We start from the raw sequence: 26,195 nt of genomic DNA, 5'->3' as shown, positions 1-26,195 counted from the left end.
CCCGGCCACGGTTGCGAATCGTTCATGCGCGCCATGCGCGAAAACCCGGCCCCGCCGCATCCGCCGGGGACCGGGCGCGATAGGCCAACCCACGGCTTCCATGCCACTATGCCGGCGTGGCGCAAGGTGATCAGGAACGGCCCGGCCGGAAGGCACGAGGCATGGGAGGAAGGGCGGCGGGACCATCGCGTGCCCCGCGGCTCCCGCGCGAGATTCCGGCCGGCCCGGCCCCGGACGCGGCCTCTCTGCGGGAGGCCGCGCTGAACCACCTGGCCCGCTTCGCCAGCACGGAAAGCAACCTCGTCCGCGTATTGCAGCGGCGCATCGCCCGCTGGGCGCAGCGTGCGGAACGCGAGGGCCAGCCGCCGGAGGAAGTCACCCGGCGCGTCGCGGCGGCGCGGGAGATGGCGGCGCAGGCGGCGCGCGACATGGTCTCCGCCGGCGCGGTGGATGATGCCGCCTTCGCCGCCGCCCGGGCCCGGCGGCTGAGCCGGGCGGGGCGTTCCCGCCGCGCCGTGGCGGCGCATCTGGCGGCCAAGGGCGTGGCGTCGGAAACGGCGGGCACGGTGCTGGAGGAAAGCACCACCGACGAGCTCGATGCCGCGCTGGCGCATCTGCGCCGCAGGCGGCAGGGCCCTTTCGCCCCTGGTGCCGCGCAGGAAGGCGCAGCGGACGAGGCTGCGCGGCTGAAGGCGCTGGGCGCCCTGGCGCGCGCCGGCTTCCCGCGCGACATCGCCGAACGCGCGCTGGACCTTTCCCCCGAAGAGGCCACCGACCGCCTCCTCGCTGCGCGCCGCGACTGAGGCGGGCATGGCGGAACCGGCGAACGGCGCGGCCCCACGCGCCCCCTTCACCCGCGAGGGGGTCCGGCGCGGCAGCCGCACCGCCCTGCCGCTGCTGATCGGCTACCTGCCCTTCGCCCTGGTGATCGGCGTCATTTCCCAGGGGCGCGGCCTGTCGCTGCTGGAGACCGGGCTGATGGGCGCCACGGTCTTCGCGGGCGCCTCGCAGCTCCTGGCGCTGGAACTCTGGGCCGATCCGGTGCCGGTGGTGGCCACGATGGTGGCGGCGCTGGTGGTGAACCTGCGCTTCCTGCCGATCACGGCCTCCCTGTCGCACTGGTTCGTGCGGCTGCGCGGCTGGCGCGTCTGGGGCACGCTGGCGACCGTCACCGACCATGCCCTGGCTTTTTCCGTCACCGAGGAACGGGCGGGGCGGGTCGATGCGGGCTTCCTGCTCGGCCTCGGCCTCGTCACCTGGGTCGGCTGGGTCGTCTTCTGCGTGGCCGGGCACATGCTGGGCAGCGCCGTGGTGCTGCCGCCCGGCCATGCGCTCTACTTCGCCTCCGTCTCGGCCTTCATCTCGCTGCTGGTGCCGCTCTGGCGCGGCTTCGGGCGGGACCTGCTGCCCTGGCTCCTGGCGGCCATCCTGTCGCTGGGCCTCTTCCTCCTCGGCGCGCCGACGCCCGTGCCGCTGCTCTCCGGCGCCCTGGGTGGCGCGTCCCTCGCGGCTTGGCTGGCCACGCGCCGCAGGACCGGATCATGACCCATTCTCCCTGGCTGCTGCGCGGCGACGTGCTGATCGCCGTGCTGGGCATGGGCCTGGTCACCTTCCTGTGCCGGATCGGTGGCCATATCCTGCGCCAGGCCTTCCGCCTGCCGCCCTTCGTGGAAACCATGCTGCGGGAGCTGCCCGGCCCGCTCTTCGTCGCCTATGTCGCCCCCGCGCTCTGGATGCAGGGCCCCGCCGGGCTGGGCGGAGCGGCACTGGCGGTGCTGGTGCAATGGCGGACGCGGCAGCTCGCCTTCTCCATCCCGGCCGGCGTGCTGGGCGTGGCGCTGGCGCGGGAGGCTGCAGCCCTGGTGGAACAGGGTGCCGCTTTCGGCGCCAGTTTCCTGGCTTCCTGAACCGGTCCCGCCTCGCCGCGCGGCACGGGCCGCCCTGCCCGCCCGGGCAGGGGCGCGGCACCCTCCTTGCTTGTCGTTGCACCGCACAATAACTGGAACGGCACAGCCGGGATAAGCAGGAGCCCCGCTTGCGCGTGCTGCTGGTGGATGACGAAGAGGACCGCGCGGCCACGGTCAGCGCCGGGCTGACCGCCGCCGGCTGCACGGTGGTGGCCGTGGCGCCGGATGCGATGCAGCTCACCCGCCGCGTGCGGGAAAGCGGCGCCGACGTCATCGTCTGCGCGCTGGACGATCCGTCGCGCGATGCGCTGGAAAGCATGGGAGCCTTGCATCGGGACGAACCGCGCCCGGTGGTGGTCTTCGCCGCGCGTGGCGACACGGACCAGATCCAGGCGGCGCTGGAGGCCGGGGTGGCCGCCTATGTGGTGGAAGGTCTGTCGCCAGAGCGGGTCCGCCCGGTCATCGAGGTGGCCATCCTGCGTTTCCGCGCCCATCAGGCCCTGCGGCGTGAGCTGGAGGAGGCACGGGCCAGCCTCGCGGAACGCAAGCTGATCGACGCCGCCAAGCTGCGGCTCATGCAGCGTGCGAAGCTGAGCGAGCCGGAGGCGCACAAGCGCCTGCGCCGGATAGCCATGGAGCGGCGGATCAGACTGATCGATCTCGCAGCAGAAATTATGAGCAATTCATAGGCAAAAGATTATTTTTTGGGCTTTTCTGAAAGGACACTCCATTTTTGCTCCTTTCAGAATCACAAAACCTTTGCTTCTCTCCTTTTGCCCGTGATCTAAGCAGGTCTTACCGGGGCCGCGCTCAAGGATGCGCACGGCACGCCAACCCGGATCGAGACCCGCGGTCCAAGGACGGATCGCCAGCCACCCCGCCTGGGGTCTGGACCCGATCCGCGTGCCCGTCGCAACCCTCGCCCCTCCCCGTCCCGTTCTGCTCAGCGAACAGAATTCCGGCCTGCTCCGTCTGGGCTTCGTGCCGCTGACCGATGCCGCGCCGCTGCTGGTCGCACAGGAACTGGGCATGTTCGCCGCCACCGGGCTGCGTGTCGCACTCTCGGCCGAGACGTCCTGGGCGGCGGTGCGCGACAAGATCGCTTTTGGCGGGCTGGATGCGGCGCATCTGCTCGGCCCGATGCCCATCGCGCTGGCCTGCGGCCTGGGCGGGGTGAGGCGCCGGCTGGTGGTCGGCGCCGGGCTCGGCCTCAACGGCAACCGGCTGGTCCTGTCCAACGCGCTGGCCGGGAAGCTCGATCCGGCCATTCCACTGACGCCCGAGGGCTTTGCAGCGCTGGTGCGCGGACTGCAGGCGCCGCCGCGCATCGCCGTGGTGTTCCCCTTCTCCTCGCACAACTACCTGCTGCGACACTGGGTGGCGCTGGGCGGGCTCAACCCCGACCAGGACCTGCATCTCTCCGTGCTGCCGCCCTCCCGGGCGGGCGAGGCGCTGGCGGCCGGGGAGATCGACGGCTTCTGCGCCGGTGAGCCCTGGGGCAGCGAGGCGGCGGTGCGCGGCGCCGGCCACGTCGTGCTGAGCAGCGGCGAGATCTGGGCAGGCCATCCGGAGAAGATGCTGGCCTTCTCCGAGGATTTCGTCGCCACGCGACGCGAGGAGACCATCGCCTGCACCGCCGCCGTGATCGCCGCCGCACGCTGGCTGGACGACCCGGCGAACCGCGACGACGCCGTCGCCATCCTGCGCGCCCGTGCCTTTCCGGGCCTCGCCCCCGAGACCATCGCCCTGGCCCTGGACGGCGTGCTGCCGGACGGAACCCCGCTGCCGGAGGAGGCACGTCTGCGCTTCCGCCCCGCCACCCTGCCGCGCGCGGACAGCGCGGACTGGTGGCTGCGCCAGATGCGGCGCTGGGGGCACCTGCCCGCCGGGATCGAAGAGGCCGAGGCCCTCGCCCCCTATGACGACGGCCTGTGGCGCGACGCCGCCGCCCGTCTCGCCGAACCCGAACCCGCCCCTTCCCGCCCGGAGCCCCAAGCATGACGAAGACCGGCATGACGATCTCCCGCCGCGCCGCCTTTTCGGCCACCGCCGCCCTTTTCGCCGCCGCCCGTGCTGCCACGCCGCGCGGTGCCTTCGCCCAGGGCACGACCACGCCCGAGGTGACCAAGGCCACGCTGGGCTACATCGCGCTCACCGATGCCGCGCCACTGATCGTGGCGAAGGAGAAGGGCCTCTTCGCGAAATACGGCATGCCGGATGTCGAGGTGGTGAAGCAGGCCTCCTGGGGCGCCACGCGCGACAACCTCGTGCTCGGCGGCGGGGCCGGCGGCATCGACGGCGCGCATCTGCTGACGCCGATGGCCTATCTGCTGCAGGCCGGCAGGATCACGCAGAACAGCCAGCCCCTGGCGATGAACATCCTGGCGCGGCTGAACGTGAACGGCCAGGGCCTCTGCGTCGCCGCCAAGCACAAGGGCGCCACCATCGACGCCGCCGCGCTGAAGCCGGCGCTCACGCCCGACAGCAAGGTCGCCATGACCTTCCGCGGCGGCACGCACGACCTGTGGATCCGCTACTGGCTCGCCGCCGCCGGCATCGACCCGGAGAAGGACGCGCAGACCATCGTGGTGCCGCCGCCGCAGATGGTGGCGAACATGAAGGTGGGCACCATGGATGCCTTCTGCGTCGGCGAGCCCTGGCCGGCCCAGACGGTGAACCAGAAGCTCGGCTACACCGCCGCCGTCACCGGCGAGCTATGGAAGGACCATCCCGAGAAGGCCTTCGCGCTGCGCGCCGACTGGGTGAAGGCCAATCCCCGGGCCGCCGAGGCGATGACCGCCGCCGTCATCGAGGCGCAGCGCTGGTGCGATGCCGACGCCAACAAGGCCGAGATGTGCGCGATCATCGGCAAGCGCGCCTGGTTCAACGTGCCGGTGGCCGACATCCTGGAGCGTTCGCGCGGCAACATCGACTACGGCGACGGGCGCAAGGTGGAATCCTCGCCGCTGCTGATGAAGTTCTGGCGCGACAACGCCTCCTTCCCCTTCGCCAGCCACGACCTGTGGTTCCTCACCGAGGATATCCGCTGGGGCGTGCTGCCGGAGAACACCGACACGAAGGCGCTCGTGGCGCAGGTGAACCGCGCCGATGTCTGGCGCGCCGCCGCCGCCCGCGCGGGCGTGCCGGACAGCGAGGTGCCGCAGGGCGAGAGCCGTGGCGTCGAGACCTTCTTCGACGGCAAGCGCTTCGATCCGGCCAATCCGCGCGCCTATCTCGACTCCCTTTCCATCAAGAAGCTGGCCGGAGCCTGAGCCCGATGAACGCCGTGACCCCGATCAAGGGCGTGCCCGCGGGCGGCCCGACCAGCGCGCCCCCGGAGTTCCGCCAGCCCTCCGCCCTGGCGCTGAAGGCCCGCCATGTGGCGCAGCACGTGGTGCCGCCGCTGGTGGTGCTGCTGGTGCTGGGCCTGGTCTGGCAGGTGCTGTGCTCGCAGCCCGACGCCACCCTGCCCTCCCCCACCAAGGTCTGGTCGGACAGCCACGACCTGATCGTCGATCCCTTCTTCGACCGCGGCGGGCTGGACAAGGGCCTGTTCTGGCACCTCGCCGCCTCGCTGTCGCGCGTCGCCATGGGCTTCTCCATCGCGGTGGTGGTGGGCATCGCCACGGGGATGCTGATCGGCACTTCGGACTTCGCCATGCGTGGCCTCGACCCGCTGTTCCAGGTGCTGCGCACCGTGCCGCCGCTGGCCTGGCTGCCGCTCTCCCTCGCCGCCTTCCGCGAGGCGCAGCCCTCGGCGATCTTCGTGATCTTCATCACCTCGGTCTGGCCGATCATCATCAACACCGCCGTCGGCGTGCGCAACGTGCCCGCCGACTACCGCAACGTGGCGAAGGTGCTGCGGATGAGCCTGCCCGACTGGTTCCTGCGCATCGTCATCCCTTCCGCCGCGCCCTACATCTTCACCGGGCTGCGCATCGGCGTCGGCCTGTCCTGGCTCGCCATCATCGCGGCGGAGATGCTGATCGGCGGCGTCGGCATCGGCTTCTTCATCTGGGATGCCTGGAACTCCTCCAACCTCTCCGACATCATCGTGGCGCTGGTCTATGTCGGCGTGGTCGGCTTCCTGCTCGACCGCCTCGTCGCCCTGATCGGCCGCCTCGTCACCCGTGGCACGGCCACGGCCTGAAGGAAGCGAGCGTCATGAACACCCAGATCCAGGCCCCGCACGGCCCCGCCTTCCTCGACATCACCCGCCTTTCCATCCGCTTCGGCACCAACATCCCGGTGCTGAGCAACGTGGACCTGCGCATCGCGAAGGGCGAGTACATCTCGGTGATCGGCCATTCCGGCTGCGGCAAGTCCACGCTGCTGAACGTGGTGGCCGGGCTGCTGCCCGCCTCGCTCGGCGGCGTGGTGCTGGAGGGCCGCGAGGTCAACCAGCCAGGGCCGGACCGTGCCGTGGTGTTCCAGAACCACAGCCTGCTGCCCTGGCTCACCTGCTACGAGAATGTCCGCCTTGCCGTGGACCGCACCGTGGGGCGGAAGATGTCGCGCGCCGAGCGGCACGACTGGACCCTGGAGAATATCGAGCTGGTCCGCATGACCCATGCGAAGGACCGGCGCCCGGCCGAGATCTCCGGCGGCATGAAGCAGCGCATCGGCATCGCCCGCGCCCTGTCCATGAAGCCCTCCGTGCTGCTGCTGGACGAGCCCTTCGGCGCGCTGGACGCGCTGACCCGCGCGCATCTGCAGGACCAGGTGATGGACATCCATGCCCGGCTCGGCACCACGGTGATGATGATCACCCATGACGTGGACGAGGCGGTGCTGCTCTCCGACCGCATCGTGATGCTGACCAACGGGCCGAATGCCCAGGTGGGCGAGATCCTGGATGTCGCGCTGCCGCGCCCGCGCGACCGGCTGGCGCTCGCCTCCGATCCGAACTTCCTCCATGCCCGCGAGGCGGTGCTGCGCTTCCTGCACGAGCGCCACTCCCTCCCGGCCGCGCACTGAGGGAAACGGGGCGATGCGGGTCGTCGTGATCGGGGCCGGGCCGGCGGGCGCCCGGGTGGCGGAACGGGTGGCGCAGCGCCTGCCCGGGGCCGAGGTGACGCTGATCGGCGAGGAGCGTGCCCTGCCCTATGACCGCGTGGCGCTGGGCCGCGTGCTGTCGGGCAAGGACGAGCCGCCGGCGCTGATCACCCATCCGCGGGAGCGTCTGCGCGATCTCGGCATCCGCTTCCGCCCCGGCACGCGCATCGCCGCCATCGACCGCGCGGCGCGGGAGGTCGTGACCGGGAAGGGCGAGCGCATCGGCTATGACCGGCTGGTCCTCGCCACCGGCTCGCGCGCCGTGCGCCTGCCCCTGCCGGGTGCCGGCCTGCCCGGCGTCTTCCTTTACCGCACCATGGACGACGTGCAGGCCATGCTGCGCCTCGCCCGTGGCGGCGCGCGCCATGCCGCCGTGGTTGGCGGCGGACTGCTGGGGCTGGAGGCCGCCGACTGCCTCGCCCGCCAAGGGCTGAAGGTCACGGTGGTGCATCCGCTGGGCTGGCCGATGGAACGGCAGCTCGACGCCACGGCGGGCGGGCTGCTGACCGGCTGGCTGCGCCGGGGCGGCATCGACTTCGCCATGCCCGCCGCCACCGCGGCGATCGAGGGGGAGGACCGGGCCACGGGCCTGCGCCTCGCCGATGGCAGGCTGATCCCGGCGGAGATCGTGGTGCTGGCGGTCGGCGTCAGGCCCGATCCCTCGCTCGCCGCCGCCGCCGGCCTGCCGGTCAACCGCGCCATCCTGGTGGACGACACGATGCGGACCGAGGACCCGGCGATCCATGCCGTGGGCGAATGCGCCGAGCACAACGGCGCCGTGGTCGGCCTGGTCGCGCCCGCGCTCGCCATGGCGGAGACGGCGGCGGCAGCCATCGCGGGCGAGGCCGGTGCCTATGCGCCCCGCCCCGACGCGGCGGCGCTGAAGGTCTCCGGCGTCGCGGTCTGGTCAGGCGGGCAGATCGCGCCACCCGATGCCGAGGCCATCACCTTCAACGACCCCGTCTCCGGCCATTTCCGCCGCCTCTGGCTGCGCGACGGCCGCCTCGTCGGCGCCGTGCTCTACGGCGATGCCGGGGATTCCGCCTTCTATCTCGACCTCATCGTCAGCGGGCGGCCCGTGGGGCCGGACCGCGCGGGTCTGGTGCTGGGCCCGGACTACCTGGAGCACGCGGCATGAACGAGCAGTTCAGCGACGAGCAGCAGAACTACCTCAAGGGTTTCATGGCGGGCGTCGAGGCCCGGCGCGGCAGCCTCGCCCCCGCGGGCGGCGGTGCCGGCGGCAATGCGCCCGCCGATGCGATGCGCGCGGCCCAGGATGCCGCCCTCGCCCGGGGCGGCAAGCTGACGGCCGAGGAGAAGGCCAAGCGCGAGAAGCACCCGCTGGACCGCTGGGACGAGGTCGTGGCGCGCGCGGAGCAGGGCAAGTTCCCGCACGGCGTGGACAACCTGCTGACCCGCTGGCACGGGCTCTTCTTCGTGGGGCCGACGCAGGATGCCTTCATGTGCCGGCTGCGCATCCCGGGCGGCTACATCACCACGCACCAGTTCCGCGGCATCGCCGCGATCGCCGAGGAATGCGGCGGCGGCTACACGGACGTCACCAACCGCTGCAACCTGCAGATCCGCATGATCCCGGCGGCCAAGGGGCCGGAGGTGATCGAGCGCCTGGGCGAGATCGGCATCCTGCCCAAGGGTACGGGGGCGGACAATGTCCGCAACATCTCCGCCACCCCCACGGCGGGGATCGACCCGCACGAGATCATCGATGTCCGTCCGATGGTACGGGCGCTGCACGTCCACATCCTGCACACGCGCGACCTGTTCGGCCTGCCGCGCAAATTCAACATCTCCTTCGACGGCGGCGGGCGCATCCCCGTGCTGGAGGACACGGCGGATGTCGCCTTCACCGCCGTGCGGGTGGAAGGCGAGCCGCTGTTCCGCCTGGCTCTGGGCGGCATCACCGGACACAAGGACTTCGCCCGCGACACCGGCGTGGTGCTGCCGCCCGGCGATGCGGTGAAGGTCTCCGACGCCATCCTGCGCGTCTTCGTCGCCAGCGGCGACCGCACCGACCGCAAGAAGGCGCGGTTGAAATACGTGCTCGACGCCTGGGGCTTCGAGAAGTTCGTCGCCGAGGTCGAGAAGCAGCTCGGCGCGCCCCTGCGCCGGGCGGAGAACATCGTGGACTTCTCCGCACAGGAGAAGCACGGCCATCTCGGCGTGCACGACCAGCGGCAGGAGGGTCTGCAGTATATCGGCCTGACCCTGCCCATGGCCCGCGTGACGGCGGAGCGGATGCGCGGGATCGCCGCGATCGCCGACCGCCACGGCTCCGGCAACCTGCGCCTGACGCCCTGGCAGAACATCCTGATCATCGACATCCCGCGCGAGGCGATGCCGCAGGTGCAGGCGGAAATCGCGGCGCTCGGCCTGGGCTGGGAGGCGAGCCATATCCGCGGCGGCCTCGTCGCCTGCACCGGCGCGGCGGGATGCAAGTTCGCGGCCGCGCACACCAAGCAGCACGGCGCGGCGCTGACGGACTATCTCGATGCCCGCATCACCGTGCCGCAGCCGGTGAACATCCACCTCACCGGCTGCCACAACTCCTGCGCCCAGCACTATATCGGCGATATCGGCCTGATCGGCGCCAAGGTGGAACGCGGCGAGGAGGAGGTCGAGGGCTATGACCTGCATGTCGGCGGCGGCGCCGGGTCGCAGCAGCGCATCGGCCGGCTGATCCGCCCCAAGGTCGCGCATGACGAGCTCGGCCCGATGGTGCTGAACCTGCTGCGCGCCTGGGCCGAGGAGGACCCCGAAGCCTCCTTCCACGATTTCGCCGCCCGGCATGACGAGGCCGCGCTGCGCGCCATCGCCGAGGCCTGCCTGCTGGAGAGCGCCGCATGAACGCCCTTCTTCCCCAGAGCTTCGGCCAGCCCGCCCCGGTGCCGCTGATCCCCGACAGCGCGCCCTTCAGCCCCGTCCAGCGCGCCTGGCTGAACGGCTTCCTCGCCGGCCTTTATGGCGGGGCGGCGGAGAACATGTCCCAGCCCGCGCCGCAGGAGGAAGAGGACTTCCCCTGGCACGACCCGGCGCTGGGGATGGAGGAGCGGCTGAAGCTCGCCGAGGGCAGGCCGCAGCCGCGCCGCCTGATGGCGGCCATGGCGCAGCTCGATTGCGGCCAGTGCGGCTATGTCTGCCAGACCTATGCGGAGGCGCTGGCCGGGGGCGAGGAAGCCTCGCTCGGCCTCTGCGTGCCCGGCGGCAAGGCGACGCAGAAGATGCTGAAGGCGCTGCTGGCCGAGGCCCCCGCCGCCGCGCCGAAAGCCGCGAAGCCATCCCCGGGGGCAAAGGGACCGGCGCTGGTGCCGATCCGCCTGCGCGCCTCGCGCCGCCTCACCGGCCCGGGCTCGGCCAAGGATGTGCGCAACGTGGTGCTGGAGCTGGAGGGCAGCGGGCTGCACTACCTGCCCGGCGACAGCCTCGGCCTGCTGGCGCCCAACGATCCGGCGCTGGTCGAGGCCAGCATCGCCGCGCTCGGCGCCACGGGCGAGGAAGCCGTGCCCTGCCCGGATGGCGAGAGCCGCCCGCTGCGCGAGGCCTTCTCGCTGCACCTCGCCATCGCCCGCCCGCTCGACCGCACGCTGGACCTGCTGGCCGGCGCGGCGAAGGAGCCGGGCGAGGCCGCCACGCTGCGCCGGCTGGCGGAGGGCGAGGATGGCGCCGGGCCCGCCGATGCCGACCTGCTGGACCTGCTGGAGCACTTCCCCTCCGCCCGCCCGCCGCTGGCCGACCTCGCCGCCTCGCTGCCGGGGCTGAAGCCGCGGCTCTATTCCATCGCCTCCTCGCCGCTCGCCGTGCCGGGCCGCGTGGAGCTCTGCGTCAGCGTGGTGCGCGCGCCGCGCCGCGGGCGGGTGCGCGACGGCGTGGCTTCGGCGCATCTGGGCTTCCGTGCCCTGCCGCTCGCCGAGGGCGGCGCCCATGCCGAGCCGCACGACATCGAGCGCGTGCTGCCCGAATGCGTGCCGCTCCCGGCGCATATGCAGGAAAGCCATTTCCGCCTGCCGGACGACCCCGCCATCCCCGTGATCATGTGCGGCCCCGGCACCGGCATCGCGCCCTTCCGCGCCTTCCTGCAGCACCGCGCGGCGCAGGGGCTCAAGGGCCGCACCTGGCTCTTCTTCGGCGACCAGCACGAGGCCAGCGACTTCCTTTTCCGTGAGGAGATCGAGGCCTGGCAGCGGGACGGCACGCTGGAGCGGCTCTCCCTCGCCTGGTCGCGCGACCAGAAGCGCAAGGTCTACGTGCAGGACCGAATGCGGGAGCAGGGCGCCGATCTCTGGCGCTGGCTGCAGGAGGGCGGCCGCTTCTACATCTGCGGCGACGCCGCTCGCATGGCCAAGGACGTGGACACGGCGCTGCGCGAGGTCGCCATGTCGCAGGGCGGCATGGATGCCGATGCGGCGCGCGACTGGATCGTCGCGCTGGCGCGCCAGGGCCGCTACCTGCGGGACGTGTACTGAGATGGAAGCCGTCCGCACCACCTGCCCCTATTGCGGCGTCGGCTGCGGCGTGCTCGCGAAGCCGGATGGCAGCCCGGTCGCGGGCGATGCGGCGCATCCGGCGAGTGGCGGGCGGCTCTGCTCCAAGGGCTCGGCCCTGGCCGAGACCATCGGCCTCGCGGACCGGCTGCTGCATCCCGAGGTCAACGGAAGGCGCGCCTCCTGGGACGCCGCGCTGGACGCGGTGGCGGAAGGCTTCCGCCGCGCCCTGGCCAGCCATGGGCCGGAGGGCACGGCGCTCTATGTCTCGGGGCAGTTGCTGACCGAGGACTACTACGCCGCCAACAAGCTCGCGAAGGCGGTGCTGGGCACGGCGAATATCGACAGCAACTCGCGCCTCTGCATGGCCAGCGCCGTGGCCGCCCATACCCGCGCCTTCGGCGAGGATCTGGTCCCCGGCATCTACGAGGACCTGGAACTCGCCGATCTCGTGGTGCTGGTCGGCAGCAACCTCGCCTGGTGCCATCCGGTGCTCTACCAGCGCCTCGTCGCCGCCCGCGCCGCGCGGCCGGAAATGAAGCTGATCGTGCTCGACCCTCGCCGCACCGCGAGCTGCGAGGGCGCCACGCTGCACCTGCCGCTGCGCCCCGGCAGCGATGTCGCGCTCTTCGCCGCGCTGCTCGTCTATCTGCACGACAACGGCCATGCCGACGCGGCTTTCCTCGCCGCGCGCACGGAGGGGCTGAACGCGGCCCTGGAGGCGGCGCGTCCGGTGGCGGCACGGGCCTCGGATCTCACCGGCCTCGCCCCCTCCCTGGTCGCCGCCTTCTGCAGCCTCTTCGCGCGGCACCCGAAGGTGGTGACGCTCTGGAGCCAGGGCGTGAACCAGTCCAGCGCCGGCACCGACAAGGCCAATGCGCTGATCAACTGCCATCTCCTCACCGGCCGCATCGGCGCGCCGGGCATGGGGCCCTTCAGCATCACCGGCCAGCCCAACGCGATGGGCGGGCGGGAGGTCGGGGCGCTGGCCACCATGCTCGCCGCGCATCTGCGCCAGGACCGGCCGGAGAATGTGGCGCTGCTGCGCGACTACTGGCGCGCGCCCGCCCTGCCCTCGAAGCCGGGCCTCAAGGCGGTGGACCTCTTCGACGCGCTGGGGGCCGGCCGCATCGGCGCGCTCTGGGTGATGGGCACCAACCCCGCCGTTTCCCTACCGCGCGGCGACGCGGTGCGCGCCGCCCTGCGCGACGCCCCCTTCCTGGTGGTGTCGGAGAATTCCTGGCGTTCCGAAACGCTGGACATGGCGCATGTGCGCCTGCCCGCCTTGTCCTGGGGCGAGAAGGACGGCACCGTCACCAACAGCGAGCGCGTCATCAGCCGCCAGCGCCGCTTCCTGCCCGTGCCCGGCGAGGCGCGGCAGGACTGGTGGATCCTGGCCGAGGTGGCCAAGCGCCTGGGGCATGACGGCTTCGCCTGGAAAGGGCCGGCGGACATCTTCCGCGAGCACGCCACCCTGTCGGGCCTCGGCAACGGCGGCACGCGCCGCTTCGACATCTCCGCCCTCGCCGCGCTGGACGAGGCCGGCTACGACGCCATGCCGCCGACCCGCTGGCCCTGCCCGGTGGAGGGACCGGCCCCGGCCCGCTTGCTCGGCTCGGAGGACCCGCTGGCGCACCGGCTGCGCTTCGTGGCCACGCCTTTCCGCGCCCCGGCCGAGAGCGTCTCCGCGGAATTCCCGCTGCGCCTGATGACCGGGCGGCTGCGCGACCAGTGGCACACCATGACCCGCACCGGCGCCGTGCCGCGCCTGATGGCGCAGGCACCGGAACCGCTGCTCACCCTGAACCCCGGCGACGCGCCCGCGCCCGATGGCAGCCTGGTGCGGGTGGAAAGCCCGCATGGCGCGGCGGTGCTGCGGCTGAAGCTCGATGTGGGGATGCAGCCCGGCTGCGGCTTCGTGCCGATGCACTGGACGGCCCGCTTCGCCCCGGCGGCGCGGGTCAATGCCGGCATGGGCGGCACGCCCGACCCGGTGAGCGGCCAGCCCGAGCTCAAGCACGTCCCCTTCCGCGCCAGCCCCTTCGCGGCGGCCTGGCACGGCTTCCTGATCGGGCGGGAGAACCACGGCACGGACCTCGCCCCCTGGTGCGCCGTGTCGCCGGTCGAGGGCGGCTGGCGGCACGAGCTGGCGGGCGGGGAAGCCCCGGCCGAGGCCTTCGCGCGCCTCCGCGCCCTGTTGCCAGCGGGGGAATGGATGCTGCTGGAGGATGCCGCCGCCGGGCTGCACCGCGCCGTGCTGATCGAGGACGACAGGCTGGTCGCCGCCATCGCCGTGGCGCCGGACGCGGCGCTGCCGCCGCGCGACTGGCTGGCCTCGCTGCTCGCGGGCGGCGTGCCGGAAACCCGCCGCGCCGCGCTGCTGGCCGGGCGCCCCGTGGGCGGGCCACCCCCCTCCCCCGCCATCTGCGTCTGTCACGGCGTGCGGGAGGACGCTATATGCGGGGCGATCCGCGCCGGGGCCTGTGGCGTCGCGGCGGTCGGCGAGGCCACGCGCGCCGGCACCAATTGCGGCGCCTGCCGCCCCGAGATCGCCGCGCTGCTCGCCCGTGTCCAGGCGGAAGCCCCGGCCGCGGAGAGTCCTGTTCCGGAACCGGCCTGATGCGTCACTTCCCTGCCTTTCTCGATCTCCGCGGCCGGCTGGTCCTGCTGCTCGGGGAAGGCGAGGCGCTGGAGGCCAAGGAGGCCCTCGCCCGCGCCGCCGGGGCCGAGTTCCGCCGGGCGGCGCGCTTCCATCCCGGCCTGCTCGACGGCTGCGCCGCCGCCTTCGCCGCCGGGGCACCGGAGGAGGAGCTGCGCGCCCTGTCCGACGCCGCCCGCGCCCGGGGCCTGCCGGTCAATGTGGTGGACCGGCCGGAACTCTGCTCCTTCATCACCGGTGCGATCGTGGACCGCGATCCGGTGACGATCGGCATCTCCACCGGCGGCGCCGCGCCCGTGCTGGCGCGGCTGCTGCGCCAGCGGATCGAGACGGTGCTGCCGCCCGGCCTCGCCCGGCTCGGCGCCCTGGCCGAACGCTTCAAGGAACGCGCCCGCCGCGCCCTGCCCGAGACCGGCGCCCGCCGCCGCTTCTGGGAGCGTGTGCTGACCGGACCGGAGGCCGATCTCGCCCTGGCCGGCCACACGACGGAGGCCGAGAGCGCCGTCGCCGCCGCGCTGGAACAGGCCGATGCCGCGCCGCGCGGCTTCGTGCATCTCGTCGGCGCCGGCCCGGGCGCGGCGGACCTGCTGACGCTGCGGGCCCTGCGCGTGCTGGGGGAGGCCGATGTCATCGTGCATGACCGGCTGGTGCCGGAGGAGGTGCTGGACCTCGCCCGGCGCGACGCGCAGCGCATCTTCGTCGGCAAGGCCCGCTCCAACCACTGCGTGCCGCAGGACCGGATCAACGCGCTGCTGGTGTCCCTGGCGCGCGAGGGCAAGCGCGTGGTGCGGCTGAAGGGCGGCGATCCCTTCGTCTTCGGTCGTGGCGGCGAGGAGGCGGAGGCGCTGGACGCCGCCGGCATCCCGCATGCCACCGTGCCCGGCATCACCGCCGCCCTGGCCTGCGCCGCCGGGGCGGGCATCCCGCTCACCCATCGCGACTGTGCCCAGGCCCTGGTGCTCGCCACCGGGCATACCCGCAACGGGGATGTCGGGCTGGACTTTGCCGCCCTGGCCCGGCCCGGCCATACGCTGGCGATCTACATGGGGGTCGTCACCCTGCCGCGCATCCGGGACGGGCTGCTGGGCGCGGGGCTGGACCCCGCCACCCCGGCGGCGCTGATCGAGAATGGCGGGCGGGACAGCCAGCGCGTGCTGACCGGCACCCTGCCGGACCTGGCGGCGCAAGGCCCGGACTGGAGCCGGGGCGGCCCTGCCCTGCTGATCGTCGGCGAGGCCGTGTCCCGCCGCGTCGGCCAGGGGGGCAACCGGTAAGGCCGCAGCCCCCGCTGGCCGGTGTCATCCGGACAACGGAACACCTCGCCCCACGCAGCGCCTCCCACGCTCCGGTGCCACGCTCCCTGGGCCAGCCCCGGGGGAGAGGCTCCGCCTCTCCGCCCGGACCCCCTCTCCGCCAGGATGCTGCGCACCCTGGACCCCATGTGTTGGCACGCGCGGCACCCACCGCCGCCGGAGAGCATGGCTCTCCGGCGCGATCCGGCCTCAGCAGGCGCCCAATCCCCGGGTCGAGGGCGCGCAGCGTCCTGGCGGATGGGGGGTATCGGGGGCGAAGGCAGAGCCTTCCCCCCCGGGCCACACATCCCGCTGCACGGATCGGAACACGCACCCCAACAACCCTTGCTTCCCGCACCCCGCCCCGGCTATAGGAATATAATCAACACCATCACATGATCCGCGCACATCCCGGCTGGTCATGCGCATCGCGCATTTCCCGCCCCAGCCTCATCGCTCCTTTGGGCGAGAATCCAGGGCAGCCCCCGTTCGCCCCGCCTTCGTCCGGGCGGATAAAGGGCTAAAAGCCTAAAATGCTAAAACCCTAAAGCCTGAACCGGCCCGCATGGCGGAAGGCCCGGCCCCGTGAAGGCGGACGGCGCCGGACCGTGGTGCCCCTGAAGGTCCTGCACGCCACCGCCCGCATCAACAAGCGCTGGTGCCCGCGCGGCCGGGCCTATTCCGCCGCCTGCCGGGCGGGGGCCTGCGGGGCACCGGGAGCCGGGCCTTCATGAGCCTTGCGCAGCGCCAGGGCCGGCAGGGTCAGCACGAGGAGGAAGGCGCAGCACATCACCACACCGCTCATGGTGAAGCTCATGGCGATGGCGCCGCGATAGGCCGAGGCGACGAGGGTCTGCTCCTCCGCGCCCAGCCCCTCCAGCGCGCGCACGCCGTGTTCGAGCAGCGCCTGCACGTCGAGGCCCTGCACGGTGTTGGCCAGGATGCTGTTCAGCCAGGCCATCATCAGCGCCCCGGACAGCGCCACGCCCAGCGCCCCGCCCAGGGAGCGGAGGAAGGACATGGAGGAGGTGGCGACGCCCAGTTCCCGCGGGTTCACCGCGTTCTGCACGGAGGTGGTGATGTTCGGCATGGCCACGCCCATGCCCAGGCCGAGGACCAGCATGCAGAACTCGAAGGCCCAGAAGGGCGCGGCGAGGCGCGCCAGGATGGCGAGGCCGCAAAGCCCGATGGCCTCGGCGCCGACGCCCGCGATCAGGAAGGGCTTGTAGCGCCCGGTGGCGGACACCAGCCTGCCGCCGAGGATGGAGGAGAAGATCATGCCCGCCACCTGCGGCAGCATCATCAGCCCCGCCTGGGTCGGCGTCATGCCGAGCACGAGCTGGAAGTAGAGCGGCAGGAAGACGGTGGTGCCCATCATGGCGAAGACCAGCATGGCGGAGGCCACCACGCCGGAGACATAGACGCGCTCGCGGAAGAGGTGCAGCCCGATGATCGGCTCCGGCGCCCGGCGCTCCCACAGGACGAAGGCCACGAAGAAGCCGGCCGCGGCGATGCCCAGCCACAGGATCGGCATGGAGGCCCAGGCGAAGAGCGTCCCAGCCCAGCTCAGCAGGAGAAGCAGGGCCGTGGTGCCGGCGGCGAGCAGCCCCGCGCCGGGATAGTCGATCTGCCGGCGCCTCAGCGCGGGCGGATGCCGCAGGCCGATCGCGATCATCGCCAGCGCCGCCGCGCCCACGGGCAGGTTGACATAGAAGACCCAGCGCCAGGACAGCGCCTCGGTCAGCACGCCGCCCACCAGCGGCCCGGCCACCGAGCTGACGGCGAAGACGCCGGTGAAGAGCCCCTGGTAGCGGCCGCGGTCGCGGGGCGCCACCACATCGCCGACCACGGTCTGTGCCAGGGTCATCAGCCCGCCTGCCCCGAGCCCCTGCAGCGCGCGGAAGAGGATCAACTGCAGCATGTTCTGCGCCAGGCCACACAGCACGGAGCCGATCAGGAAGACGGCGATGGCGAGGTAGAAGAGCCGCTTGCGCCCGTACATGTCGCTGAGCTTGCCGTAGAGCGGCGTGGTGGCGGTGGAGGTGAGCAGGAAGGCCGTCACCACCCAGGACAGGTGCGAGGCGCCGCCGAGATCGGCCACGATGCGCGGCAGGGCGGTGTTGACGATGTTCTGGTCGAGCGCCGCCAGGATCATGGTCAGCATGGCGCCAGCGATGGTCAGGCGCAGGTGGCGGTTCGAGGAAACCAGGGGGGCCGCCATCGGCGCTTCCGGCGTGTTGTTCGGCGACATGAACGCTATCCTGCTCCCTTCCCATCCCGCGGCCCGCCACCGCGCCCTGGGCACGGGGACAGGTGTGCGCGCCGGCCGCTTCTTCCAGGACATTCCTCGCCCGGAAAGCCCCTCGTGAAGACAGGACGGGCGGAACGGGAATGCCTTCGGGTGCCGGGGTGCGAGAACCGTCGCGGGTGCCGCGGTCCGGCCGCCGGGATGGCGCGCCGGCCCAGCGCCGGTCAGGCATCCTTCTGGCGGCGGTGCCACGCCACGGTCAAGGCTCCGCATGCCAGACGTGCGGCCAGGGCGAGGCCATCCCCGGCTTCTCCCATTGCCCGCCGGGCCCGTTTTCTGGGATCGGGGACATGCCGCAGCGCGGCAGAATCATCCCCCGGAACGGCCCCATGCCCGACGACACCGCCGAAGACCCCGCTTCCGCCGATCCGTCACGCGCCGGGCCGCCGCCCAGGAAAGGGGTCTGCGCCATCACCGGCCGCACGCTCTCGCGCAAGGACCTGGTGCCGCTGGCCCTGCTCCGCCCCTCCCTGGCCGAACGCTTCATGCAGCAGTATCCGGGGCTGACGGAGGAATCGCTGGTCTCGCGCGGCGAGGTCGCCCGGCTGCGCGCCGCCCGCGTCGAGGAGATGCTGGAGCAGGAGCGCGGCGAGCTGGGCGCGCTGGAGCACAAGGTGGCGCAGAGCCTCGCCAGTTCCTCCACCCTCTCCACCAACACCGACGACGACTACGACGAGCATCGCAGCCTGGGCGAGCGGCTGGCGGACGTCATGGCCAGCTTCGGCGGCTCCTGGTCCTTCCTGCTGAGCTTCGCGGTCGTGCTCCTGGCCTGGATGGCCTACAACCTCTGGAGGGGCGAGGGGTCCTTCGATCCCTATCCCTTCATCCTGCTCAATCTGGTCCTGTCCTGCCTGGCCGCGATCCAGGCGCCGGTCATCATGATGAGCCAGCGCCGGCAGGAGGCGAAGGACCGCGCCCGGGCGCTCAACGACTATGCCGTGAACCTGAAGGTCGAGCTGGAGGTGCGGAACCTCCACGAGAAGCTCGATCACCTGCTGATGCGGCAATGGGAGAGGCTCGCGGAGATCCAGCAGCTTCAGCTGGAGATCATGCAGGAACGCCGCCCGCGCGGCTGAAGCGGGGGGGGGGGTGGCCCCCGCCCGGCTCAGCCGACCCCGATCCCGGCCTTCAGGTTCAGCATCCCGGCCAGCAGGTCCAGCCGCCGCTGCGCGCCCTCCCCGGCGAAGAGCCCGCTGTGTTGCCGCAGCGTCAGATGCAGGGTTCCGTCCGCCACGGACAGCGCGGCGGCGTTCAGCAGCGCCAGCGTCCCGCCGGAGAGCGTATAGGCCAGCCGCAGGGCGGCGCCGAGCAGTTCCGCCCGGCGCATCTCGGCCGCCCCCAGCAGCACCCGCGCCGGCGCCAGGGTCGCGGCGGGAGGGGCCGCCTCGTAGCGCAGCGCCACGGCCAGGGCGAGGAAGGCCCGGGCGTGATGGTCCAGCCCCACCCCGGGCTGGCGCAGGATGCGGAGGAAGGACTGCTCCGCCCGGTAGTCCGGATGATCGTGGCTGCCCGTGTCGGACAGCCAGCAGGCCGCCAGCCGCAGGGCGCGGTCATAGGCGGTCTCCTCCGGAAAGAGCGGCGATGTCCAGTCGAACAGGGCGGGCGGCAGGCTGTCGTCGCGCCCGAACCGGGCCGCCATCTCGTAGCTCGCGGCCAGCAGCGGGTCCTCGGCCCGCACCGACGGGGCGATGTGGCGGGCATACCAGCCCTCCCGCAGCCCGTTGGCGCTGAACACCACGCGGTCGGCCCCGGTCGCGCGCAACAGGCGGCGCAGCGCCACGGCGGCGAAGGGAAGGTCCCCGGCGCGCTTGGCCGGAACGCCGGGCACCTTCTCGATCGCCGATTTCTTGGCGCCGATCAGCGTGCCGCAGAGGTTCCGCGCCTCCTCCCGCGTCAGGACATAGTGGTGCACGATGGACAGGGGGTAGTTCGCCTCGACCATGTGCACCTTGGCGATCGCCCGCCAGGCGCCGCCCACGAGGTACAGGTCCCGCCCCTTGCCATTCGACAGCCAGGGGACCCGGGCCAGCTCGGCCTCGGCGATGGCGCGCGCCTGGGCCATGTCGCCCCCGGCCCGTTCCGCGAGGCGGATCACCCCGAGCGGCAGGCTGGCGGAATCGCCGACCCGGCCGTGCCTCAGGTCCACCACCTCCAGCGAGCCGCCGCCGATATCGCCCAGGATGCCGTCGGCCTCGGGGAAGCCCAGCAGCACGCCCTCGGCGGAAAGGGTCGCCTCGCCTTCCCCGCTCAGCACGGTGATCGGCACGCCCGGCATGCGCTCGCGCAGCGCGGCGGCGAAGGCCGGGCCGTTCTCGGCGTCGCGCATCGCCGCGGTGGCCAGGATCTCCAGCGGATCGGCCGCCATGGCCCGCGCCACGGCATGGTAGCGCTCCAGCACGGTCAGCGCCTGTTCCACCGCCTCCTCGTTCAGGCGCCGCGTGGTCTCCAGGCCCCGCCCCAGCCCCAGCACGGCCTTCTCGTTGAAGATCGGCACCGGGTTGCGGCCCCGCCCCTCGAAGACCACCAGCCGCACGGAGTTCGAGCCCAGATCGACCACGCCGCAGCGGGGCGGATGCGGGATGGCTTCGGCCGGATGGGCATGAACGGCTGCGTCCATCGGTAAATCTCTCACTTCCTGCCCTGGCGTCATGCCGGGACCGTCCGGCCGCCGCAACCGCCGGTCCTGCCGCATGCGGGCAGGACGGGCATGCGCCCGGTCCCGCCGGGACGGTTCCGGGGCGCTCAGCGCCTTGTCAATCCCGGCCCCATCAATCCTGGGCCACGCGGTCGGGCCGCCGCCGCGGCGTCGCGGTGCGGACCCGCTTCAGGGCGCTGCCCCGCCCGGACAGGGAGGGGTTCGTCATGAACCAGTCGTGGGAGGAAAGCGGCTTCGGCCCCGGATCGAGGCGACGATAGGTCGCATCCGGCCCCAGCGTCCAGGACTGGGCGGTGTCCTTCATGTTCACGACCATGATCTGGTCGAGGATCTGGGCATGGACGGTGGGGTTCTCCACCGGCACCATGGTTTCCACCCGCCAGTCCATGTTCCGCGCCATCCAGTCGGCCGAGGAGATGAAGACCCGCGCCCGGCGGGAGGGCAGCCGGTGTCCGTTGCCGAAGACATAGATGCGGGAATGCTCCAGGAAGCGCCCGACGATGGACTTCACCCGGATGTTGGAGGACAGGCCCGGCACGCCGGGGCGCAGGCAGCAGATGCCGCGCACCACGCAGTCCACCCGCACCCCGGCCTCGCTGGCGCGGTAGAGCGCGTCGATCAACTGCTCGTCCACCAGGGAGTTCATCTTCAGCCAGATGCCGGCGGGCCGGCCATCCCGGGCGAAGGCGATCTCCTGCTCGATCAGTCCCATCAGCGTCGGCCGGATGGTGAGCGGCGAGAAGGCGAGCGACTGCATCTTCTCCGGCCGCGCATAGCCGGTCAGGTAGTTGAACAGCCGCGCCGCGTCGCCGGTCAGCCCCGGATCGGCGGTGAAGAAGGAGATGTCCGTGTAGATGCGCGCCGTCACCGGGTGGTAGTTGCCCGTGCCGAAATGGGCATAGGAGCGCAGCGTCCCGCCTTCCCGCCGCACCACGAGGCTGACCTTGGCGTGGATCTTCAGGTCCACGAAGCCATAGACCACCTGGACCCCGGCGGCTTCGAGCTGCCGCGCGATGGCGATGTTGCGTTCCTCGTCGAAGCGCGCCTTCAGCTCCACCATGGCGGTGACGGACTTGCCCGCTTCCGCCGCCTCGATCAGCGCCCGGGCGATCGAGCTGTCGCGGGAGGTGCGGTAGAGCGTCTGCTTGATCGCCACCACGTTCGGGTCGCGCGCCGCCTGCCGGACGAACTGCACCACCACGTCGAAGGATTCATAGGGGTGGTGGACCACGATGTCCTTGGAACGGATCGCCGCGAAGCAGTCCCCGCCGAAATCGAGGATGCGTTCGGGGAAGCGCGGCGTGTAGGGCGTGAAGAGCAGGTCCGGCCGGTCGTCCACGATGAGCTGGCTGAGGTCGCTCAGCCCCAGCAGCCCCTCCACCGCGAAGACGCCGGTGCGGTCGGCCTCGGTCTCCTCCGCCACCAGGTCCACCATGTCGGAGGGCGTGTCGTTGGTGACGGTGACGCGGATCGCCTGCCCCCGGCGGCGGCGCTTCAGCGCCGTCTCGTAGGAGCTGACGAGATCCTCCGCCTCCTCCTCGAACTCCACGTCCGTGTCGCGGATCAGGCGGAACAGGCCGCGCTCCGCCGGGATGTAGCCGGGGAAGAGGTGCGGCAGGTTCAGCGTGACCAGGTCCTCCATGGTCACGAAGCGGATCACCCCGTCGCCCTTGCCCTCCCCGCGCGGCGGCAGGCGCACGAAGCGCTCCACCTGGGCGGGCAGCGGCACCAGGGCGCGCATGGTGCCGCCGTCCTCCTCCCGGATCAGCTTCAGCACGAGGCAGAGGGCGAGGTTGGCGATGAAGGGGAAGGGATGCGCCGGGTCCACCGCCAGGGGGGTCAGGACCGGGAAGACCCGCTCCATGAACCAGCTCTCCAGCCAGGCGCGCTCGCTCTCCTCCAGCTCCGCCGGCTCCAGCACGGCGATCCCGGCCTCGCGCAGCAGGACCCGGACCTCGCGCCAGGCCACGCGCTGCGCCTCGATCAGCGAGCCCGCGCGCTCGTGGATGGCGTTGAGCTGCTGCGCGGTGGTCAGCCCGTCAGGCGAAAGCCTGGTGATCCCCGCCCGCACCTGCCCGACCAGCCCGGCGACGCGCACGGAATAGAACTCGTCCAGGTTGCTGGCCGAGATGGCGATGAAGCGCAGCCGTTCCAGCAGCGGGTGGTCGGGATGGGAGGCCTGCTCCAGAACGCGCTCGTTGAAGGCCAGCCAGGACAACTCACGGTTGATGAAGCGCCAGGGAAGAGTGTGCAGGTCGCCCGAGGGCATGTCGGGCGGCAGCTCAGCCGGGACAGTCGGCATCTCGCCAGTGAAGATCGCGTCCATCTGGTGGGTTCCCTCATGGGCGCCGTGTTCGATCAGGCCCGGAGCAAGTGCCGGACCTGGCGCCTCAGACTACAGCAGCTTCGGCATGGGGTTCGAGCCGTCCCCCGGTGATGCAACGGAAACGTCATGTTCCTCGCCCGCCTGTTCCTCCCCGCCGAAACCGGGCAGGTCGGCCAGGACATGCCGCGCCAGGGCGCGCGTCACCGCCCCGCCGGTGGCCAGGGCCGCCCGGTCCAGCCGCGCCGCGGCGCGCGAGACGGCCGCGGCCTCCCGCGGCAGGCGCAGCAGCAGCCAGTCCTGCGTCGCGGCATCGACGCGCACCTGGCGCTCGGCGAAGTGATGCGCCAGCAGGGCGCGGAGGAGCTGCTCGGAGGGTTCCTCGATCTCCACCGCATGGGTGGCGCGCAGGCGGGAGGCGAGGTCGGGCAGGCGGACCCGCCAGCGCGCCGGCGGCTCCCGCCCCGCCAGGAGGAGGAGCGCCCCGGTGCTGGCGCAGGCGTTGATCAGGTGGAAGAGCGCCTCTTCCTCCGCCGCGCAATCGGCATCGTCCACGGCGGAGGGCAGCCCGTCCGGCACGCCGCGCAGCGACGGCCCCTCCAGCACCCGCAGGCCCAGCCGCGCCGCGCCCTGGCGCAGCAGCAGGGACTTGCCCACGCCCTCCGGCCCGAACAGCGCCAGCCGGCCGTTCGGCCAGTCGTCCGGCGCCGCCAGCCAGGTGCGGGCCACGGCGTTGGAACGGTCCGAGATCACCGGCGCGCCGCGCTCGGGCGGCAGGGCGAGCGGCAGCGGGAGCTGGCGGCCGCTCATGCCCTCCTCCCCGGTGCCCCGCCACGCGTCCGGGACGGCCCGCGCCTCACAGCCCGGTCCGCGGCGGATCGAGGTAGAGCGGGCTGGCGAGGTAGCGGCGCAGCCAGTGCCGCGCGATCACCCCGATCATCGCCGCCATGGGCACGGCCAGCAGCACGCCCAGGAAGCCGAAGGCCACGCCGCCCGCGAACAGGGCGAAGATGACCCAGACCGCGTGCAGCTCCACCCGGTCGCCCAGCAGGCGCGGGTAGATCACGTAGCCCTCGATCGTCTGCCCGAACACGTAAACGGCCGCCACCAGCAAAACACCTTCCCAGGAACCGAACTGGCCCGCGGCCAGGAGCAGCGACGTCACCAGGCCGGTGAGCGAGCCCACATAGGGGATGAAGGACAGCATCCCGGACAGAAGCCCGACCAGGAGGCCCAGTTCGAGTCCCACCGCCGAGAGCGCCACAGCATAATACACCGCGAGCAGGCCGCAGCAGATCAGCTGGCCGCGCAGCCATGCGGAAAGCACCCTGTCCATGTCCCGGCCCAGGGCGCGCGTGGTGCTGGCGTAGCGCCGGGGCAGCCAGGATTCGATGCGCAGGATGATCCGCGGCCAGTCCCGCAGCAGGTAGAAGCCCACCACCGGCGTCACCACCGCGTAGGTGAAGAGGGCGTAGCCGACGCTGAGCAGCCCGCTGGCGCCGCCGATGAACTGCGCCGCCGTGGTGGCGACATAGCCCAGGATGGCGCCCGTCTGGTTCACCGCCAGGTCCTGCAGCCGGCCGTTGACCGTGTCGGGCCCCAGGCGCTCGGCGGCGGCGGCGATCAGGTCCCGCACCCCCGCCCCGATCCGCGCCGCATAGGCGGGCAGCCGCGCCAGCAGCACCCCCACCTGGGAGATCAGCAGCGGGTAGAGCAGCAGCAGGGCCAGCAGCACCAGGGCGCAGAGGCAGGCGATCAGCAGCGCCGAGGCGACGCCCCGCGGCACCCCGACCCTGGCCAGGACGGTGACGGGCGGATCGAGGAAATAGGCGATGCAGCCCGCCAGCACGAAAGGCGTCAGGATCGGCGAGAAGAGCCAGATCGTCCCGAGCAGGGCGGCGAGCAGGCCGAGCGCCAGCCCGATCCGCTGCGCGCGCGTGGCCGTCTGCGGCCCGCGCGGCAGGGGCGGTGGCGGCGGTGCGGGCGCGGGCGTGACGCGCCGCTCGCCCGGCGGGGCGGGTGGGGCCGGCGGCGGCAGCGTCCTCATGCCCGCCCCTCCCCGCGCGCCGCCGCGAGCACGTAGGCGCCGCCGGACAACAGGGTGCTGGCGGCCACCAGCGGCACCAGCACCGCCAGCAGCGGCGCCAGGGGAATGTCCCCGGGCAGCGCCACTCCGGGCCAGCCACGCAGGAAGAGCGCCACCGCGACCAGCAGGATCTGCAGCGCCGTGTTCGCCTTGGACAGGCGGGAGGGGCTGATCCGGGGCAGCATGCCCATCATGCGCAACATCACCACGCCCCCCACGATCAGCAGGTCACGGAACACCACGAGGATAGCCAGCCAGTCGGGCAGGACGCCGGTCGCCGCCAGGGCGACATAGCTGCTCATCAGCAGCGCCTTGTCCGCCACCGGGTCGAGCACCGCGCCCAGGCTCGAACGGGCATCCAGAACCCGGGCCAGCCAGCCGTCCAGCGCATCGGACAGGCCCGCCCCCAGGAAGAGCAGGAAGGCGAGGTCGAAGCGCCCCTGGATGATCAGCCAGATCGTCGCCGGCACGGCGCAGAGCCGCACGAAGGTGATGGCGTTGGGCAGCGTGGTCAGCGCCGACGCGGCGGCCGTGGCATGTTCCGGCGGGCCGGGCCGCGGGCCGGCGCCCCGGCCGGGGTTCAGGCCGGGACCCGGGGCCGGGCTTCGGGGCAGGCGTCCGGTCAGGCCCCTCCGGCAAGGCCGATCCGCCAGGTGCCGTCGGGCGCGGGCACGGCCGTCACGCCGGAGCGCGCGAATTCGGGCACCACGAGATTTGCCGGGCCGCGCAGGCCCAGGCGCAGCACGGCGCGGTCCGTGGCGATGGCGCGCAGGTCGAGGCTCGCCACCTGCGGATTGGCCATGAGGCGGCGGCGCAGGTCGAGATACTGCGCCAGCGAGCCGTAGCCCGCCTGGACATCCACCCAGGCCGAGGCCGGCACGCCCGGCGAGGGCGCGGATGCCACCGGCGAGGCGCCCGGACCACCGCCCGCCTGCGCCGTCGCGCCGCCGCGCCCGCCCAGGGCAGCCACGCGGCCGGGGTTGAAGTTCACCGTCACGCGGCCGGAGAAGCCGGTCAGCGTCGAGCGTTCCTGCTCCACCACCACGGAGGAGACCAGCCGGTCGATCTGGCTGGCGGAAAGGCCGGTCGGCAGGCCCATCTCGCCCGCCATGCGCTGATAGGCGATGCGCTGGGCGGAGGCGTAGGCCTGTTCCCGCGCCTTCACCGCGTTTTCCGCCGTGGCCTCGGCCGGCACACCACGCTGCGTATAGCCGCCCGTGGAGGCGGCGGCATCGGCGGCGGGAGCAGCGGCTTCCGGCGTGCTCGCGGCGGGCGCATTCGCGGCGGGCGTGCTCGCGACCGGGGGCACGGGCGGGGGAATCGTGGGAAATCCCTGCGCGGCCGCCAGTCCCGGCAAAGCGCAGAGCGCGGGAAGAAGGGCAGCCACGAGGCGCAGGGATGTTGCACCGC

At 72.5% G+C, this 26,195-nt stretch carries 21 protein-coding genes; 14 read left to right on the top strand and 7 right to left on the bottom strand.

Annotated features, from left to right (window positions below; all coding sequences use genetic code 11):
- Positions 1–161 precede the first annotated feature (161 nt).
- From RGI145_RS04795 to cysG, 13 genes are all read left to right on the top strand, one after another.
- Complete coding sequence (locus RGI145_RS04795) at positions 162–803, top strand: RecX family transcriptional regulator (protein WP_083670417.1); 642 nt, start codon at positions 162–164, stop codon at positions 801–803.
- A gap of 7 nt (positions 804–810) precedes the next feature.
- Positions 811–1,545 carry an AzlC family ABC transporter permease gene (locus RGI145_RS04790; protein WP_075797458.1) on the top strand — a complete coding sequence of 245 codons (735 nt, stop codon included), beginning with the start codon at positions 811–813 and terminating at the stop codon, positions 1,543–1,545.
- A complete protein-coding gene (locus RGI145_RS04785) occupies positions 1,542–1,907 on the top strand; it encodes an AzlD family protein (RefSeq protein ID WP_075797457.1) in 366 nt (121 codons plus the stop codon). The genes RGI145_RS04790 and RGI145_RS04785 overlap by 4 nt, the downstream gene beginning before the upstream one ends.
- A gap of 134 nt (positions 1,908–2,041) precedes the next feature.
- Entirely contained in the window at positions 2,042–2,596 is a 555-nt protein-coding gene (locus RGI145_RS04780; protein WP_237183273.1) for an ANTAR domain-containing response regulator, read from the top strand.
- Positions 2,597–2,810: 214 nt separating this feature from the next.
- The gene (locus RGI145_RS04775; protein ID WP_167668231.1) at positions 2,811–3,908 is read left to right on the top strand and encodes a CmpA/NrtA family ABC transporter substrate-binding protein; all 1,098 of its coding nucleotides are present in this window, start codon (positions 2,811–2,813) and stop codon (positions 3,906–3,908) included.
- Positions 3,905–5,179, top strand: a complete 1,275-nt coding sequence (locus RGI145_RS04770; protein WP_075797455.1) for a CmpA/NrtA family ABC transporter substrate-binding protein — start codon at positions 3,905–3,907, stop codon at positions 5,177–5,179. The genes RGI145_RS04775 and RGI145_RS04770 overlap by 4 nt, the downstream gene beginning before the upstream one ends.
- A 5-nt stretch (positions 5,180–5,184) precedes the next feature.
- On the top strand, positions 5,185–6,057 hold the full coding sequence (gene ntrB / locus RGI145_RS04765; protein WP_075797454.1) for a nitrate ABC transporter permease: 873 nt from the start codon (positions 5,185–5,187) through the stop codon (positions 6,055–6,057).
- Between the two features lie 14 nt (positions 6,058–6,071).
- Positions 6,072–6,884: an ABC transporter ATP-binding protein gene (locus RGI145_RS04760; RefSeq protein WP_075797453.1), complete on the top strand. Its 813-nt coding sequence runs from the start codon at positions 6,072–6,074 to the stop codon at positions 6,882–6,884.
- Positions 6,885–6,897: 13 nt separating this feature from the next.
- A complete protein-coding gene (locus tag RGI145_RS04755; RefSeq protein ID WP_075797452.1) occupies positions 6,898–8,100 on the top strand; it encodes an NAD(P)/FAD-dependent oxidoreductase in 1,203 nt (400 codons plus the stop codon).
- Positions 8,097–9,827 (top strand): NirA family protein, encoded by a 1,731-nt coding sequence (locus RGI145_RS04750; protein ID WP_075797451.1) that lies wholly within the window; start codon positions 8,097–8,099, stop codon positions 9,825–9,827. Before RGI145_RS04755 ends, RGI145_RS04750 begins: the two co-directional genes overlap by 4 nt.
- A complete protein-coding gene (locus tag RGI145_RS04745) occupies positions 9,824–11,443 on the top strand; it encodes a sulfite reductase subunit alpha (RefSeq protein ID WP_075797450.1) in 1,620 nt (539 codons plus the stop codon). Before RGI145_RS04750 ends, RGI145_RS04745 begins: the two co-directional genes overlap by 4 nt.
- A gap of 1 nt (position 11,444) precedes the next feature.
- Positions 11,445–14,081: a nitrate reductase gene (locus tag RGI145_RS04740; RefSeq protein WP_075797449.1), complete on the top strand. Its 2,637-nt coding sequence runs from the start codon at positions 11,445–11,447 to the stop codon at positions 14,079–14,081.
- Positions 14,081–15,394, top strand: a complete 1,314-nt coding sequence (gene cysG, locus RGI145_RS04735) for a siroheme synthase CysG (protein ID WP_075797448.1) — start codon at positions 14,081–14,083, stop codon at positions 15,392–15,394. Before RGI145_RS04740 ends, cysG begins: the two co-directional genes overlap by 1 nt.
- Positions 15,395–16,088: 694 nt before the next feature.
- On the opposite strand, the gene RGI145_RS04730 is transcribed toward cysG, so the two are convergent.
- Positions 16,089–17,663: an MDR family MFS transporter gene (locus RGI145_RS04730; RefSeq protein WP_075797447.1), complete on the bottom strand. Its 1,575-nt coding sequence runs from the start codon at positions 17,661–17,663 to the stop codon at positions 16,089–16,091.
- A gap of 386 nt (positions 17,664–18,049) precedes the next feature.
- On the opposite strand from RGI145_RS04730, the gene RGI145_RS04725 reads away from it, so the two are divergent.
- Positions 18,050–18,796 carry a DUF1003 domain-containing protein gene (locus RGI145_RS04725; RefSeq protein ID WP_075797446.1) on the top strand — a complete coding sequence of 249 codons (747 nt, stop codon included), beginning with the start codon at positions 18,050–18,052 and terminating at the stop codon, positions 18,794–18,796.
- A gap of 29 nt (positions 18,797–18,825) precedes the next feature.
- On the opposite strand, the gene RGI145_RS04720 is transcribed toward RGI145_RS04725, so the two are convergent.
- The 6 genes from RGI145_RS04720 to RGI145_RS25555 form a co-directional block, all read right to left on the bottom strand.
- Positions 18,826–20,337 carry a Ppx/GppA family phosphatase gene (locus RGI145_RS04720; protein WP_075797445.1) on the bottom strand — a complete coding sequence of 504 codons (1,512 nt, stop codon included), beginning with the start codon at positions 20,335–20,337 and terminating at the stop codon, positions 18,826–18,828.
- Between the two features lie 151 nt (positions 20,338–20,488).
- Positions 20,489–22,678 (bottom strand): RNA degradosome polyphosphate kinase, encoded by a 2,190-nt coding sequence (locus RGI145_RS04715; RefSeq protein ID WP_418314506.1) that lies wholly within the window; start codon positions 22,676–22,678, stop codon positions 20,489–20,491.
- A gap of 93 nt (positions 22,679–22,771) precedes the next feature.
- On the bottom strand, positions 22,772–23,509 hold the full coding sequence (locus RGI145_RS04710; RefSeq protein WP_075797444.1) for a P-loop NTPase family protein: 738 nt from the start codon (positions 23,507–23,509) through the stop codon (positions 22,772–22,774).
- A 46-nt stretch (positions 23,510–23,555) separates the two neighbouring features.
- A complete protein-coding gene (locus RGI145_RS04705; protein WP_083670409.1) occupies positions 23,556–24,746 on the bottom strand; it encodes an AI-2E family transporter in 1,191 nt (396 codons plus the stop codon).
- Entirely contained in the window at positions 24,743–25,255 is a 513-nt protein-coding gene (locus RGI145_RS04700; RefSeq protein WP_237183206.1) for a CDP-alcohol phosphatidyltransferase family protein, read from the bottom strand. The genes RGI145_RS04705 and RGI145_RS04700 overlap by 4 nt, the downstream gene beginning before the upstream one ends.
- 152 nt (positions 25,256–25,407) lie before the next feature.
- Positions 25,408–26,094, bottom strand: coding sequence for a hypothetical protein (locus RGI145_RS25555; RefSeq protein ID WP_075797442.1), 687 nt, complete (start codon positions 26,092–26,094; stop codon positions 25,408–25,410).
- Between the last annotated feature and the right edge of the window lie 101 nt (positions 26,095–26,195).

It is taken from the genome of Roseomonas gilardii (assembly GCF_001941945.1).
GTDB lineage: Bacteria > Pseudomonadota > Alphaproteobacteria > Acetobacterales > Acetobacteraceae > Roseomonas.
This window is presented reverse-complemented; position numbering and strand designations above follow the sequence as displayed.